Source organism: Roseibium sp., from assembly GCF_965229775.1.
In the GTDB taxonomy this organism is placed as follows: domain Bacteria; phylum Pseudomonadota; class Alphaproteobacteria; order Rhizobiales; family Stappiaceae; genus Roseibium.
In genome coordinates this window covers 4,443,046-4,456,995 of record NZ_OZ245929.1, presented here as the reverse complement: position 1 = coordinate 4,456,995, position 13,950 = coordinate 4,443,046, and the positions used below count along the sequence as shown (strand labels likewise).

12 protein-coding genes and 1 pseudogene are annotated in these 13,950 nt (G+C 61.1%); 9 read left to right on the top strand and 4 right to left on the bottom strand.

The annotated features are described in order from the left end of the window. Nucleotides 1-158: 158 nt before the first annotated feature. The 5 genes from ACO07N_RS20095 to dmeF all read left to right on the top strand — a co-directional run bounded on the left by ACO07N_RS20095 (nt 159) and on the right by dmeF (nt 5,156). On the top strand, nt 159-935 hold the full coding sequence (locus ACO07N_RS20095) for an ABC transporter substrate-binding protein (protein ID WP_421982729.1): 777 nt from the start codon (nt 159-161) through the stop codon (nt 933-935). A 134-nt stretch (nt 936-1,069) separates the two neighbouring features. After that, complete coding sequence (locus tag ACO07N_RS20090; protein ID WP_421982728.1) at nt 1,070-1,783, top strand: ABC transporter permease; 714 nt, start codon at nt 1,070-1,072, stop codon at nt 1,781-1,783. Further along, a complete protein-coding gene (locus ACO07N_RS20085) occupies nt 1,780-2,691 on the top strand; it encodes an ABC transporter permease (protein WP_421982727.1) in 912 nt (303 codons plus the stop codon). The genes ACO07N_RS20090 and ACO07N_RS20085 overlap by 4 nt, the downstream gene beginning before the upstream one ends. A gap of 43 nt (nt 2,692-2,734) precedes the next feature. Continuing rightward, nucleotides 2,735-3,904, top strand: a complete 1,170-nt coding sequence (locus ACO07N_RS20080; RefSeq protein WP_421982726.1) for a trans-sulfuration enzyme family protein — start codon at nt 2,735-2,737, stop codon at nt 3,902-3,904. A 241-nt stretch (nt 3,905-4,145) separates the two neighbouring features. After that, nucleotides 4,146-5,156 carry a CDF family Co(II)/Ni(II) efflux transporter DmeF gene (dmeF, locus tag ACO07N_RS20075; RefSeq protein WP_421982725.1) on the top strand — a complete coding sequence of 337 codons (1,011 nt, stop codon included), beginning with the start codon at nt 4,146-4,148 and terminating at the stop codon, nt 5,154-5,156. A gap of 51 nt (nt 5,157-5,207) precedes the next feature. Here dmeF and ACO07N_RS20070 read toward each other — a convergent pair whose 3' ends face one another. The 3 genes from ACO07N_RS20070 to ACO07N_RS20060 all read right to left on the bottom strand — a co-directional run bounded on the left by ACO07N_RS20070 (nt 5,208) and on the right by ACO07N_RS20060 (nt 8,739). Next, the gene (locus ACO07N_RS20070) at nt 5,208-5,717 is read right to left on the bottom strand and encodes an ABC transporter permease (RefSeq protein WP_421982724.1); all 510 of its coding nucleotides are present in this window, start codon (nt 5,715-5,717) and stop codon (nt 5,208-5,210) included. Nucleotides 5,718-6,390: 673 nt separating this feature from the next. Continuing rightward, nucleotides 6,391-8,121, bottom strand: coding sequence for an L-arabinonate dehydratase (araD, locus tag ACO07N_RS20065; protein ID WP_421982723.1), 1,731 nt, complete (start codon nt 8,119-8,121; stop codon nt 6,391-6,393). Nucleotides 8,122-8,265: 144 nt separating this feature from the next. Further along, complete coding sequence (locus ACO07N_RS20060; protein WP_421982722.1) at nt 8,266-8,739, bottom strand: FGGY-family carbohydrate kinase; 474 nt, start codon at nt 8,737-8,739, stop codon at nt 8,266-8,268. Nucleotides 8,740-9,136: 397 nt separating this feature from the next. On the opposite strand from ACO07N_RS20060, the pseudogene ACO07N_RS20055 reads away from it, so the two are divergent. Beyond that, nucleotides 9,137-9,853, top strand: a pseudogene (locus tag ACO07N_RS20055) (ABC transporter ATP-binding protein); the annotation flags it as partial. Then, nucleotides 9,850-11,397 carry a permease gene (locus ACO07N_RS20050; protein WP_421982721.1) on the top strand — a complete coding sequence of 516 codons (1,548 nt, stop codon included), beginning with the start codon at nt 9,850-9,852 and terminating at the stop codon, nt 11,395-11,397. The pseudogene ACO07N_RS20055 and the gene ACO07N_RS20050, both read left to right, overlap by 4 nt. Before the next feature lie 57 nt (nt 11,398-11,454). Here ACO07N_RS20050 and ACO07N_RS20045 read toward each other — a convergent pair whose 3' ends face one another. After that, nucleotides 11,455-12,297: a PfkB family carbohydrate kinase gene (locus ACO07N_RS20045; RefSeq protein WP_421982720.1), complete on the bottom strand. Its 843-nt coding sequence runs from the start codon at nt 12,295-12,297 to the stop codon at nt 11,455-11,457. A gap of 95 nt (nt 12,298-12,392) precedes the next feature. Here ACO07N_RS20045 and ACO07N_RS20040 point away from each other — a divergent pair, with 95 nt between their 5' ends. Both ACO07N_RS20040 and ACO07N_RS20035 read left to right on the top strand, forming a co-directional pair. Further along, entirely contained in the window at nt 12,393-13,259 is an 867-nt protein-coding gene (locus ACO07N_RS20040) for a dihydrodipicolinate synthase family protein (RefSeq protein WP_421982719.1), read from the top strand. Further along, nucleotides 13,256-13,909, top strand: a complete 654-nt coding sequence (locus tag ACO07N_RS20035) for a GntR family transcriptional regulator (protein ID WP_421982718.1) — start codon at nt 13,256-13,258, stop codon at nt 13,907-13,909. The genes ACO07N_RS20040 and ACO07N_RS20035 overlap by 4 nt, the downstream gene beginning before the upstream one ends. The last annotated feature ends 41 nt before the right edge of the window (nt 13,910-13,950 follow it).

The window sequence follows — 13,950 nt, the reverse complement described above, 5'->3', positions numbered from 1 at the left end:
ATCGGCACACAATCTGAAGGCGCAAAAAGCGCAAATTACAATGTGTTTTTTTGTTGGGCATGCTTGAAATTTAGACGGAAGTGTATGGAATAGGGCCTTCGGGCAAAAAGGCGGGAAGAACCCGCTTGCGCCGCGACAAAATATTAGGGGAAGTAAAAATGCGTGTTTTGCGTATGGCTGCAGCCGCAGTTGCTGTTCTGGCTGCCGTTGGTGGTGCTCAAGCGAAGGACTGGTCAAAGGTCCGTATCGGGACTGAAGGCGCCTACCCTCCATTCAACTCTCTGACCTCCGACGGTCAGCTCGTCGGTTTTGACGTCGACATCGCCAAGGCGCTCTGTGAAGAGATGAAGGTCGAGTGCGAATTCATCACTTCCGACTGGGACGGAATCATTCCCGGCCTGCAAGCCGGCAAGTACGACGCGATCATCGCGTCCATGTCGATCACCGACGAGCGCAAGCAGAAGGTCGACTTCACGAACAAATACTACAACACACCGCCGGCGATCGCCGTACCGAAGGATTCCAGCATCGCCGGAACCTCCGATGCGGACCTGAGCGGCATAGCGCTCGGCGCCCAGTCGTCGACCACCCATTCGAACTATGCCGAGGAAAAACTGGGGTCGGCCGACCTCAAGCTTTACCCGACGCCGGATGAGTACAAGCTCGACATTGCCAGCGGCCGTATCGACGCCGTCATCGACGATGTCGTGGTCCTTTCCGACTGGCTGGCAACCGAAGACGGCGCCTGCTGCAAGATCCTCGGCACCCTGACGCCGGACCCGGTCATCAACGGTGAAGGCGCGGGCATTGCCATCCGCAAGGACGACGGCGAGCTCAAGGACAAGTTCAACCAGGCACTCGAAGCCATCCTCGCGAACGGCAAGTACAAGGAAATCAACGACAAGTACTTCACCTTCGACGTTTATGGCGGCTGATTTGACGGCCCTTTGACGACCACGGGAGCGCGGCGCGGAACAAGCGCCGCGCTTTCGTTTGCGATATGAATCGCAATACCGGCCAGAGGGGTGGCCGGGCCAGCAACGACAAGAAAAGAAAGAAGCGCCGGCTTATGGAAGAAGCTTTGACGCTGCTGTCCTTCGGGGAAAATGGCTGGGGCGACACGATCGCCAAGGGTGTGCTGATCACCGTCTCACTTTCGCTTGCCACGCTGCCCTTTGGACTGATCATCGGTTTCCTGATTGCGCTCGCCAAGAATTCCAGCGAGCCGAGCCTCAAGCTGGCGGCCAATATCTACACGACCATATTTCGCGGATTGCCGGAGCTCCTGACCCTCTTCCTGGTCTTTTTCGGCGTCCAGATCGGATTGCAGCAGCTCCTGAAGCTCATGGGCTTCGACATCTATATCGAGGTCAATTCCTTCGTCGCGGGCATGATCGCCCTCTCGCTGGTGTTTTCCTCTTTTGCCTCGGAAGCATTTTTGTCGGCATTCCGGGGCATCCCGCAGGGTCAATATGAAGGCGGTTATGCGCTGGGGCTGTCGCGCTTCCAGACAATGGCGCTGATCATCCTGCCGCAGCTCATCCGGCTGGCCCTGCCCGCACTCGGAAATCTCTGGCTGATCCTCCTGAAGGACACGGCCCTCGTCTCGACGATCGGCCTTTCGGACCTCCTGCGCGAAACCAGTATCGCGGCGCGGGTCACGAAGGAACCGTTCCTGTTTTTCGGCCTCGCCTGCCTGATCTACCTTGTCCTGGCGATGATTTCCTCAACCGCCTTCACGCGCATCGAGCGCTGGTCCAAACGCGGTGAGGTGCAAAGATGATCGCGCCTGATCCCACAACGGGAATGAAACCGCCGCCTCCGCGCCCCCTTCCCTGGACGAATGCCAGGATTGCCGGTCACGTGCTCATGGCGCTGTGGATCGTCGCCGGCGTCTCGCTGGTCGTCTATCTGCTCGGCAACCTCGAAAAACCGATCCTGGAGGCCCTTCGGCCCTATCTTCCCGCCGACTGGGTGACCTGGGCGGACGCGCGTCTGGAAACCCATGAATTCGACAGCTTTCTTGAGCGCTACGGCGCCAAATATGTCGAAGGTTTTCTGGTCACGCTGCAGATCGTGGGCCTGTCGCTGCTGTTCGGAGCCCTGCTGTCCATTCCGATTGCGCTGGCAAGGTCGTCATCGTGGCGGATCTTCTCTGCGCCGGCCTATGCCTATGTCTATTTCTTCCGCGGAACACCGCTGCTGGCACAGACCTTTCTCATCTATTACGGGTTCGGGTCCTTCCGGCCCGAATTGCAATCCGTCGGTCTTTGGTGGTTCTTCCGGGACGCGTTCTACTGCGTCGTCTTTGCATTTTCGCTGAACACGGCCGCCTACCAGGCGGAAATCCTGCGCGGGGCGATCCAGAACATTGCCCGCGGACAGTGGGAAGGCGCGGCCGCGCTGGGTCTCACGCGGCCCGTCACGTTCTTCAAGGTGATTCTGCCCCAGGCTCTCATGGTGGCCCTGCGCCCCTATGGCAACGAGATCATTCTCATGATCAAGGGATCGGCCATTGCGGCCATCATCACGATCTACGATATCATGGGTGAAACCCGGCGCGCCTATTCCCGCACCTATGACTTTCAGGCCTATATCTGGGCCGCGGTCATCTATCTTCTCATCGTGGAAACGCTTCGCCGGGTCTGGGACAAGATCGAAGCCCGCCTCACCCGTCACCTGAAACGCTGACGCCGGTCGCCTCCCGGGCAGCATCGCAACCCGTCAAGGTCACATGTCCAAGTCACCTCGTCCGAATTCCGGTCTACATCCTGACAGTCTCCTCGCCCACGCGGGCGGCGGATTCGATCCTGCGACGGGAGCGGTGGTCCCGCCGATCCAGACCGCCACGACCTTCGTGCGCGACGAAGACTATGAACCGATCCGCTCAGGGCACATCTACAGCCGCGACAGCAACGATCTCTACATCAAGGCGGAAAAGCTGATTGCCGCGCTGGAGGACGGTGCGGAAAGCCGCCTGTTTGCATCGGGAATGGCAGCAATTGCGGCCATCGTCCGCAGTATCAAGCCGGGCGGCACGCTTCTGGTCCAATCCGGCATCTACTGGGGCACGACCCTGTTTTTGCGCAAGCACTGCGCGCGTAACGACATCGTCCTCGTGGAAACGGATGCCAGCAATTTCGACAGCATTCACGACGAAATTTCGATCACCAAGCCCGACATGGTCTGGCTGGAAGTTCCGAGCAATCCTTATCTGAAAGTCGCCGATATCGGCCGGATATCAAAGCTGTGCAAGGCGCACGATGCCCTGCTTGCCGTCGATGCGACGGCGGCAACGCCCCTGATCCTGAAACCGCTTGCGCTCGGTGCGGATCTTGTCATGCACTCGGCGACCAAGGCGCTCAACGGCCACTCTGACCTTCTGGGCGGTGTCGTTTCGACCAGGGATGCCGACAGCGAGGCGTGGACATTCATCTGCGAGGAACGCCAGATAGCAGGCGCCATTCTCGGCTCGTTCGAAGCCTGGCTGCTGCTGCGCGGTCTCAGAACGCTGGCGCTCCGGGTTGAACGTATGAACGCCAATGCGATGGCGCTGGCAAAATTTCTGAAGACGCATCCCAATGTCGACGACGTCCGTTACCCCGGGCTTCCCGGCCACCCGCATCATGACCTTGCAAAGGCACAAATGACCGGCGGTTTCGGCTCGCTCCTGTCTGTCCAGGTCAAGGGCGGCAAAGCTGCTGCGCTCCGCGTTGCCGGAAGTCTCGACGTCTTCCAGCGCGCCACGTCGCTCGGCGGCACGGAGAGCCTCGTTGAGCACCGTCACACAATCGAGGGCGACGTCACGAATGTACCGGAAAACCTGCTTCGGCTCTCTGTCGGCATTGAACACCAGGCCGACCTTGTCTCGGATTTCGAGCAGGCGCTGACGGCGATCAAGTGAGGCCTGGAAGACGTGCATGAGGTCCGGCGCGAAAGGCCGTCAATGAACTGAGCAAGAATGCTGCGGACCGTTTACCCGTCGGGCCGCCTTTCCTTCCAAAACCTGGTTTCGCACAGTGCCAATCCCGCCTTCCTCGAGCTCTCGAGGACAGAATGCCGGTGTTTGTGTTAGGGATGCGGAGAATGCCCCGGACCTGACCGGGCTTCCCGACAGACGCCACGTTTTCCCTGAGAGAACTCAAATGCACACACATGACATGTCATCCTGGACGCACGACCACGTCTTCGGACAGGACAAGGCACGCCCCGGTGAACGGCGGACGCTGATCATCGTGCTTGTGACCGCCGTCTTCATGGTCGTGGAGATCGTTGCCGGCCTTTATTACGGCTCCATGGCGCTGCTCGCCGACGGGCTTCACATGGCCAGTCACGCGGCCGCTCTGGGGATCAGCGTCGCCGCTTATGTTTATGCCCGACGGCATGCAAGCGACCGGCGGTTCTCCTTCGGAACCGGCAAGGTCAACAGCCTGGCGGCCTTCGCCAGTGCGATCCTCCTGGGCGGGTTTGCCGTCGTGATGGCGGTGGAGAGCGTCGAGCGCCTTTTCAATCCGGTTGCGATCAGCTTCGACCAGGCAATCCTTGTGGCTGTTCTGGGTCTTGCCGTGAATGGTGCGAGCGCCTGGCTGCTGGCTTCGACCCCTCACCATCATCACGGGCATGATCACGGTCATGGGCACGATCATGGCCATGATCATCATCATGACCACCACCATAATCATCACGAAGAGGGCGAGACGGCCTCCGAACTCCACAAGGACCACAATCTGAGGGCAGCCTACCTTCACGTCCTTGCCGACGCACTGACATCCCTGCTCGCGATCATCGCGTTGCTGGCAGGCAAATTTGCCGGAGCCGCCTGGCTGGACCCGATCATGGGCATCGTTGGCGCCGTTCTGGTGGCTCACTGGTCCCTGGGGCTGCTGCGCATGTCGGCGAAGGTGCTGCTGGACTGGCAGGCGGAAGAGCCGAAGGTCGAGAAACTGCGCCGCGCCCTGCTCGCAGATGACACCGACCGGATCGCGGATATTCACGTCTGGTCAATCGGACAAAGCCAGTATGCGGCCGAAGTCGTGATTGTCAGCGACACCCCGCGCAGTCCGGGCCATTACAAGTCGCTCATCCCGGAAGATCTTGGCATCGTGCATGTCAGCCTGGAGGTTCACCGCTGCGGGGTATTACAGCAGGCGGCCTGAAAGTCCGGTGTTTCGCGCTTCGATTGCAACGTCCCGTTCTCGCCGAGATTTTCACTGCAGCAGATCGCGACTGGCGAAGACCACGATGAGCAGGCCTGCGGCAGCATCAAGCAACCGGGATACGATCGCGACAGCGTCTCCTTTGCCTGAAACGGTCTGCAATATGGTCCGCCGCCCCACCACGGCAGCAACGGCGACCAGACCGAGCGTCAGCGCGATCCCGATCACCATCGATCCGGCGAAGACAAGCCCGGCTTCCGGAACGCCCTGCGACAAGGCCGCCACGACAACGAACAGGGTCAATGGGCACGGAACCAGGCCGGTCGTCAACGCGACCCCTATTCCTTCGTGACGGCCTTCCCGCCGTCTGGCGCGAAGGGCGCGAACGAGCAACCACAAACCGATCGCGACCAGTATGGCGCGGCTCAGGAACTCCAGAGCCGGGGCACGTCCGCCGCCGACAAAAGACCGCTCCATCAGATGTGCTGCGAAAAAGGCAATCAGAACCGCAGTGACAACATGCATCGCCGCCAGAACCGTGGAGATCGACAGCGCCCGCATGAACCCGTTTTCCGAGTCCGCGACGTAACTAGAGCATTTTCCGACCAATTTGGATCATTTGACCGAGGCCCTTTTTCGCGCTGGCGAGACGGTTCGCCCGCCGTGGTGTTTCCCACCACAAGGGTGGACCAACGCTGCCAGAGCGAAAAGGGGCCCGGCCAATCTTGATGTGTGTCGCTTGAATACGTTCCACAACCGGTGAGGATATCCGGCCCATCGGCTGCGTTGTGCCACTTGCACGATGCACCGCATCGAGCTTCGTGACCCGCCTGGCCGAGTGAACCGGATATCCTCATCAAATGAACCAAATTGGTCGGAAAATGCTCTAGCAAGTATGCTCTTGCCATGGCCCGGTGTCAGCGCATGGACCGCGCCGAACACGATCCCGGTTCCGATCATCCCCGGAAGCAGCCAGACATCGCCGGATTGGCCGAACTCCAGGATCGAGCTTCGCACCCCCTCGTAAATCCAGCGTTGCCAGGCGACCAGCAGATCCATCATCTCTTCATTCCGGATTGGGGGGTGTTTCTCGCCTGGTGCACCCTATTCGACTTGCACCGGGTGACGAGGATCAGATGCGGAACAACGTGTTGATCAGCCGGGAAAACCTGCTCCGGCTCCCCGCGCAGGACACTCTGGAACCGCCGGCGTCAAAGGCCGTGCTCCCTTCCCGTCAGAATATATCCGGTTCCGCAACCGGTTTGCCGAAATCGGTGCGCAGGAAATCGAAGTCGCAGCCCTTGTCGGCCTGTTCGACATGCTTTGAAAACATGTGGCCATAGCCACGTTCATAGCGGGGCTCCGGCGCTGACCACCGGGCCTTGCGCTCCGCGAGCACGTGGTCGTCCAGGTCGACACGCAGCGTTCTGTTCGGCACGTCCAGTTCGATGAAGTCCCCGGTTTCGACTAGCGCCAGGGGGCCGCCGATGAAGGCTTCGGGCGCAACATGCAGGATGCAGGCCCCGTAGGACGTTCCGGACATCCTGGCATCGGAAAGCCGCACCATGTCGCGGTGCCCGTTTTTCAGGAGCGCCTGCGGCATCGGGATCATGCCCCATTCCGGCATGCCCGGGCCACCCTGAGGCCCCGCATTGCGCAGGACCAGCACGTGATCGGGAGACATCGGGTAGTCCGGGTCGTTGATGATCTGCTTCAGTTCAGGATAGCTGTCGGCGACAATCGCCGGGCCTTTGTGCCGGTGAAACTTCGGGTCGCAGGCAGCCGGTTTGATGACAGCGCCATCGGGCGCGAGGTTGCCGCGCAGAACGGCAAGCGAACCCTCGTGATAGACCGGGTTCGTGAGCGGCCGGATAACGTCGGGATTGTGGTTCTCGGCCGCCGCGATGTTCTCACCCAGCGTTTTTCCGTTCACCGTCAGTGCCGACAGATCCAGTTTCTCGCTCATTTCCTTCATCAGGGCCGGCAGGCCGCCGGCATAGTAGAAATCCTCCATGAGATACTCGGTGCCGGACGGCCGGATGTTGGCGATCACCGGCACCTCGTGACCGATGCGGTCCAGATCGTCGAGGCCCCAGTCCACACCCGCGCGCCGCGCCATGGCGATCAGGTGAATGACTGCATTCGTGGAGCAGCCTGTCGCCATGGCAACCGCCGTGGCGTTCGCCGCGGAAGCGCGCGTCACGATCCTGTCGGGCGTCAGATCCTCCCAGACCATGTCGACAACGCGGCGTCCGCAGGCCGCGGCCATGCGTTTGTGCGCGGCGTCCGGCGCCGGAATGGAGGACGCGCCTGGGAGTGTCAGCCCGAAAGCCTCGGCAATCGACATCATTGTCGAGGCCGTGCCCATGGTCATGCAGGTGCCGTAGCTGCGGGCGATGCCGCCCTGAACCCCGTCCCATTCCTCCTTGCCGATGGTGCCCGCGCGCCGCTCGTCCCAGTATTTCCAGACATCCGTACCCGAGCCCAGCTTGCGGCCGGCATAATTCCCGCGCAGCATGGCGCCGGCGGGCATGAACAGGAACGGAAGCCCCATGCTGAGCGCGCCCATGACCAGCGCAGGTGTGGACTTGTCGCACCCGCCCATCAGCACGACACCGTCGATCGGGTGCGCCCTCAGCGTCTCCTCCACTTCCATGGCCCCCATGTTGCGATAAAGCATCGATGTCGGCTTCAGGAACTGCTCGGAAAAGGAGTGCACCGGCATTTCAACCGGCATGCCGCCGGCCTGGTAGACACCTTTCCTGACGAACTCCGCCCGATCGCGAAGATGGTGATGGCACGGGGACAGATCCGACCAGGTGTTGATGATCGCGATGACAGGCTTGCCTTGCCAGTCCGTGCCGTCGAGCCCCATCTGCATTGCGCGCGACCGGTGCCCCATGGACCGTAGGTCATCAGGCGCGAACCAGCGGGCTGAGCGAAGGTCTTCCGGGCGTTTGGTCATTGATGCAACTCTCGTTCGATTTCCGCTATTCAAGCACAAAAGCACCCGGTTCTGCCGTCCCGGTCAACATTTTTGCCAGACGCCCCAAAACAGTTGCGCATGGCTCGCACGTAGACGGGTTCGGAGACCGGTTCGGGGACACGTTCAGGCGCGCAGGGCATTCAGACGTTTGCCGAGGCCTTCCAGTGTTTTCAGAGCCTCGAGATAGATTTCGAAAAGATCGTCATAGAACGCCCGACGGTTCGGATCGGGTTCCCATCCCCGGTCCGTTCCTGAAAATGGCGTATGCGCCTTGGCGAGTGTTTCGTTCATGCCGGAGGCAACGGAGGCAATACAGGCAGCGCCGACAACGCCCGCTTCGGCGAGAGCAAGGCGCTGCAGCGGCCGGTCGAGGACATCACTGCGGATCTGGCCCCAGATGTCGGACCTGAAGCCGCCACCCACGCAGGTCAGACAAGGCGCGCGCGTATCGCCGGAGGCTTCAAGCGCGGAAAGGACATGGCGGGCGGACAGGGCGACGCCCTCATAGACTGCACACGCAAAATCGGCTGTCTGCATTCCGGCCTCCAGCCCCAGAAACACCCCGCGCAGATCTGCGTTCCAGACCGGCCCAACCATCCATCGTGGCCGCAGCCATCTGAATACCGTCCAGGCTCTCGCCGATGACTGACGTCATGGATCGAAGCGGGGCCATACGCTCAACGGTGCCGGGAACAAGATCAATTCCCAAGAGCAAATCTTTCATGATCCGGCCTTCGGTTTCGGTTTTCCAGCATGAGACAGATATCCAGAGGCCGGTATTGAAACAAGTCGCATCGCGCCGGCAAGGGCGGCGTGTTTCGCGACTCTGTTCTCCTACGTCCTTATTAAAGGCACCGTGCAGGAGCAGGCTTTACCCTCGCGAAAGGTCCCTCGGCTAGTCTGCCCAAAACCGCACTTAGACGAGAGACAGATGCCGTCCTCCAGCCCCGCCGCCCTCAATATTCTCAATCTCCGAAAGCGTTTCAGCGAACCTGCTGTCGACGATCTCTCGCTGACGGTTCGTGGCGGCGAATTCTATGCCTTGCTGGGCCCGAACGGCGCGGGCAAAACCACGACGCTGCGGATGGTTGCGGGTTTGCTTGAGGCCGATGCGGGCTCCGTCAAGATCTGCGGCATCGACGCCTTTGCGGATCCGGTAGCCGCCAAGCAGATCCTGTCCTGGGTCCCGGACGAACCCATGGTATACGACAAGCTGACACCGCTGGAGTATCTGGAATTCGTGGCGGGCCTGTGGAGCATGGAGCCGAACCACGCACGTTTCAGGGCCGACGCTCTGCTGGACTCCTTCGGACTAGCCCCCCATTCGAGCGAACGCTGTGGCGGCTTCTCCAAGGGTATGCGGCAGAAGGTGGCGCTTGCAGGTGCGCTGATCCATGAACCGCGCCTGATCATTCTCGATGAGCCACTCACCGGGCTTGATGCCGGATCGGCGCGGCAGGTGAAGAAGGTGCTGTCCGGCCTCGTTGCGCAAGGCGTGTCGATCATCATGACAACGCATATCCTTGAAGTCGCGGAGCGCATGGCTGACCGGATCGGGATCATCGCGCGCGGACAGCTCGTCGCGGAAGGAACGCTGGACGAACTGCGCGAACGGGCAAGCGCCGACGGAAATACCCTGGAGGATATTTTCCTCAAGATCGTGGGCGGCGGCGCCGACGGCATCGCTCAGACGCACGACAAAGTGGCATGAACCAGATGGCGGCATCTTCCGCCCTGATGCGCTTTTCGCGTCACGAGTTGCGGCTCGCCTGGCGCGACTGGGCCTGGATGTTTTCAGGCTGGCGCAACACGAGCCTGCGGCGCGCACTGATCGGCATGGGCCTGTTCTACGCGATCATGCACCTGGTCGCGTATGCCGTGCTGTCTCCCCATTTGACCGACGAATTCGTCCTCGATCAGACCGCCCTGGCAATGCTGTCGGTGACGGTGGTGCTCAGCTTCACCATGATGCTGTCGCAGGCGATGGAGTCGGTGACGCGCGCGTTCTATGCACGGGATGACCTCGACCTGATCCTTTCCTCACCTGCACCGTCCCGTGATCTTTTTCTTGTACGCATCGTCATGATGGCTTTGACAAGCTGGAGCATGTCGGCGCTGGTCATCTCTCCCTTCCTGAATGTTGCCGTGGCGCTTGGCGGAGAGCGCTGGCTTGCGGGATATGCGGTTCTCCTGGCCGTGTCGCTGACCGCAATCGGTGCGGGCGTGCTGATCACACTCGCGCTGTTCGGGACGATCGGTGCGCAACGCACACGATTCACGGCGCAAATCCTGGCAGCGGTGGTCGGCGCGGCCTTCCTGATCGGGATGCAGGTTGTCGCAATCCTTTCCTTCGGATCGATGTCCCGTTTCTCGCTTTTCGATCCGGCCTTCCTGGCAAGACATGCGCCGGCTGCCGGTTCCCTATGGTGGTTCCCCGCGCATGCGGTCGCCGGACAGAGCAGTGCCGTGTTGGTACTCCTTGCAGCATCCGTCCTGATGTTTGCCGGGGGCGCCTGGCGTGGCTCGGTACAATTCCGGCGCATTGTCGTTTCGGCGCTCGGTGTCACGGATAAGACCCCTCGTGGACGCGCATCTGTACGGGCGTTTCGCGGTTACGCCCCTCTCGGCGCACTCGTTTACAAGGAACTCACGCTGATTGCCCGCGACCCCTGGCTGGTTTCCCAGACGCTGATGCAGGTCCTCTATCTCATCCCGCCAGCCGTCATGCTCTGGGTCAGTTTCGGCGAGAAAACCGAGATCTCCGTGATAGTCGCGCCGGTTGTTGTCATGGCCGTCGGACAGCTTGCCGGTGGCCTTGCCTGGCTGACCATCTCCGGTGAGGATGCTCCCGATCTGATTGCAACGGCACCGGTCTCCGCGTTTACGCGCCTGTGGGCGAAGGTGCTGTCGGTCCTGACGCTTGTCGCTGGGGTCCTGCTGCCGATTGCGCTTTGTATGGCGCTCATCTCGCCTTGGGGTGCCGTGGTCACCTTCACCGGCGCAATGATCGCGGCAGCAAGCGCTATCCTGGTTCAACTCTGGTTTCGTGCGCAAGCCAGCCGCTCCACCTTCCGGCGCCGGCAGGTCGCTTCAAAGGCCTCGACGCTCGCGGAGGCCGCAGCGTCCATTTCCTGCGCCGCCGGCACGGCCCTCGTCGCGGCGGGAAGCCCGCTGGCACTCTTTCCCGTCCTCCTTCTTCTGATCGTGCTCGGCACCGCCAGAAGTGTCCGGCCGAAGCACAACGCAACATCCTGAAGAACTGGGGGACCGTTCCCGTGGCCCGGTGCGATCGCAATCGGGAACAGCGGCTTTTCAGAGTTTGCACTCGACCTCCTCGCGGGTTGGAAACCGCTCGTCCCCAATTCGCGAGACGAACAGTGCAGCCGCCGCGTTCGCGAACTTCACCGCGTCCGGTTCATCAGACCCGTCCGCCAATGCAAAGGTGAAGGCTCCATGCCACACATCGCCTGCTCCCAGGGTATCCAGTGGCGTGACGTGCGGCGGAGCGAACCGGCTGCCGTCATGGACCTCAACCTCTGCGGCTCCTCGTGTCACGCACACCCAGCAGTCATATTGTGACGCGATCCCGGCGAGCGATCTGCCGCCAAATTCAGCCAGCCCTTGTTCGGAAAGCGCGAGATGGCTGACGTCCGGCAGAAGGTCAAGCGGCAGCGGCGCCTCCCCGTCCAGAACCGCCGGCCTTCCCTGCCGACCTGCCGCTTCAAACAATTCTCTAGCCAGATTGAAGCACCTTGTGTCCGCCAGAACGACGTCAAAGCCGGAGACATCACCCGTCAGTTTCCTGTCGAGCAACCGGTCCGGTCTCTGATTGACAATGGTGCGCTCTCCGCCCGCAGTGACGAATACCGCCGAATGGGACGTTGTCTCGCCCCGCACGGTTTGCACCAGCGTGTCGTCAATTCCGCGCAGGTTCATCTGGCCGCGAAGATATCGGCCGAACAGATCGTCCCCGACGGCACCGGCAAGACGGACCGTCCCGCCCAAGCGCGCTATTGCCGTGGCTGCGATCATCGCGCCGCCTCCGGGAACAAGCCTGGCGGCACCTGCCCTGACCTTGCTGCCTTCCTCCGGATAGGCGGTCAGATCGTAGACAGCATCCAACGCTATCAAACCGGCGCAGATGACAGTCGGCATAGCAGCCCTCCAAAAAAAAAATCCTCGTGTAACATGTTAGACTGTACATAGTTAAAATGTCATGTATCATGGAAGGGTTCAATTCAGGGAAACCAATGGCACAGTTCGGCATTTTGACAGCTCTGTTGACACCCTTTGCAGCCGACGGGTCGATCGACGGTGCGCGGCTCGCCAGTCACGCGGCCTCCATGATCGACCGGGGCGCTGCCGGCGTCACGCTGTTTGGCACCACGGGCGAAGGTGCTTCGATTGCTGCCGGCGAACGGCACGAGGGAATCAGCGCCCTGCTCGACACCGGCCTATCTTCCGGCAGGATCGTACTGGGGGTCTACGGATCGGCCGCAGCGGATGTCGCGGCCCAGATCGACGAGGGACTGCGCGCCGGGATCACACGATTTCTGGTCCCGCCGCCCTGTTACTTCGGCGACGCCGGGGACGACGGGATCTTTCTTTGGTTCGCCGAACTCCTGGCTTTGAGCGCCCCGCAAGCCGGAATCATTCTCTACAACATTCCCCAGGTTACCGGCGTAGGCGTTTCGTACTCCCTTACCCGGCGGCTCAAGGACTACAGTCCGGATCGGATCATCGCTATCAAGGACAGTTCAGGCGACTGGGCGAACGCCGTGCGCCTGCTGGAAAGCAAGTCACTGCCTGTTTTGCTAGGCGACGAACGCCTGCTGCACAAGGGCGTTGCCATGGGCTGTGTCGGGTCCATCACGGGGGTTGCCAACCTCTACCCCGAGCGGCTTTGCAATGTGCTCTCCTCCTCCACCGAGGATCCGATGTTGTCGCGAACGGTGGATCGTATCGTCGCCCTACCCGTCATCCCGGCCCTGAAAGTGCTGCTGGCCGACACTTTGGAGGATGCTGTCTGGGAGAACGTGCGTGCGCCCCTGACCGGCCTGTCTGCGGAGCAGAAGTCCGGACTTCTGGCACTGGAGGGAAAGGGCATGGCCGCATGAACAGGTCCGCACGCCGCCTGCGCGATGACGCCTATTCCAGTTTCACCGAAAAGCTCCTGTCGCGTGACATTCAGCCGGGAAAGGTCGTGTCCCAACGGGAACTTGTCGAACTCACCGGGATGCCCCTGGGCGCGATACGCGAGATGATCCCCCGGCTTGAGGCGGACGGACTGATCCGCACCGTGCCCAAGCGGGGTCTCCAGGTTCTCAGCATAGATCTGGAACTGATCCGCAATGCCTTCCAGCTGCGCAGGATCATCGAGAGCGAGGCTTTCGCGGCCTTTTGCAGGAATGCTCCCGATGCCGATATCGAACGCATCGCCGATGAACATCGCAGAACCCTTGTGGCAGCCGAGCAGGGTGTGACTCCGGAATTGCTGTCGCACGCCCAGCACATGGACTGGGCCTTCCATGATTTTGTCATCGATGCCCTCGGCAATCGGATCATCTCCGATATTCACCGGGTCAATGCCATCAAGATCCGCCTGATCAGAAACTCCGACACGCGCATGCTGCCGGAACTGGTGGAATCCGTCATGAACGAACATCTGGTGATCATCAGTGCACTCGAAAATCGCGACGTGAAGAAAACGGTTGAAGCTGTGCATGCACACGTGGACAGCGCAAAACGCCGGGCCCTCGGGGTCTGACGAAAAATGCGGGAGAACCGCAATGACAGAGGAGGAAGTAA

What these genes read in the sequence shown, in the direction of transcription:
- ACO07N_RS20095 (WP_421982729.1), top strand. Translation starts at nt 159, where the DNA reads ATGCGTGTTTTGCGTATGGCTGCAGCCGCAGTTGCTGTTCTGGCTGCC.
- ACO07N_RS20090 (WP_421982728.1), top strand. Translation starts at nt 1,070, where the DNA reads ATGGAAGAAGCTTTGACGCTGCTGTCCTTCGGGGAAAATGGCTGGGGC.
- ACO07N_RS20085 (WP_421982727.1), top strand. Translation starts at nt 1,780, where the DNA reads ATGATCGCGCCTGATCCCACAACGGGAATGAAACCGCCGCCTCCGCGC.
- ACO07N_RS20080 (WP_421982726.1), top strand. Translation starts at nt 2,735, where the DNA reads ATGTCCAAGTCACCTCGTCCGAATTCCGGTCTACATCCTGACAGTCTC.
- dmeF (WP_421982725.1), top strand. Translation starts at nt 4,146, where the DNA reads ATGCACACACATGACATGTCATCCTGGACGCACGACCACGTCTTCGGA.
- ACO07N_RS20070 (WP_421982724.1), bottom strand. Translation starts at nt 5,717, where the DNA reads ATGCGGGCGCTGTCGATCTCCACGGTTCTGGCGGCGATGCATGTTGTC.
- araD (WP_421982723.1), bottom strand. Translation starts at nt 8,121, where the DNA reads ATGACCAAACGCCCGGAAGACCTTCGCTCAGCCCGCTGGTTCGCGCCT.
- ACO07N_RS20060 (WP_421982722.1), bottom strand. Translation starts at nt 8,739, where the DNA reads ATGGTTGGGCCGGTCTGGAACGCAGATCTGCGCGGGGTGTTTCTGGGG.
- ACO07N_RS20050 (WP_421982721.1), top strand. Translation starts at nt 9,850, where the DNA reads ATGAACCAGATGGCGGCATCTTCCGCCCTGATGCGCTTTTCGCGTCAC.
- ACO07N_RS20045 (WP_421982720.1), bottom strand. Translation starts at nt 12,297, where the DNA reads ATGCCGACTGTCATCTGCGCCGGTTTGATAGCGTTGGATGCTGTCTAC.
- ACO07N_RS20040 (WP_421982719.1), top strand. Translation starts at nt 12,393, where the DNA reads ATGGCACAGTTCGGCATTTTGACAGCTCTGTTGACACCCTTTGCAGCC.
- ACO07N_RS20035 (WP_421982718.1), top strand. Translation starts at nt 13,256, where the DNA reads ATGAACAGGTCCGCACGCCGCCTGCGCGATGACGCCTATTCCAGTTTC.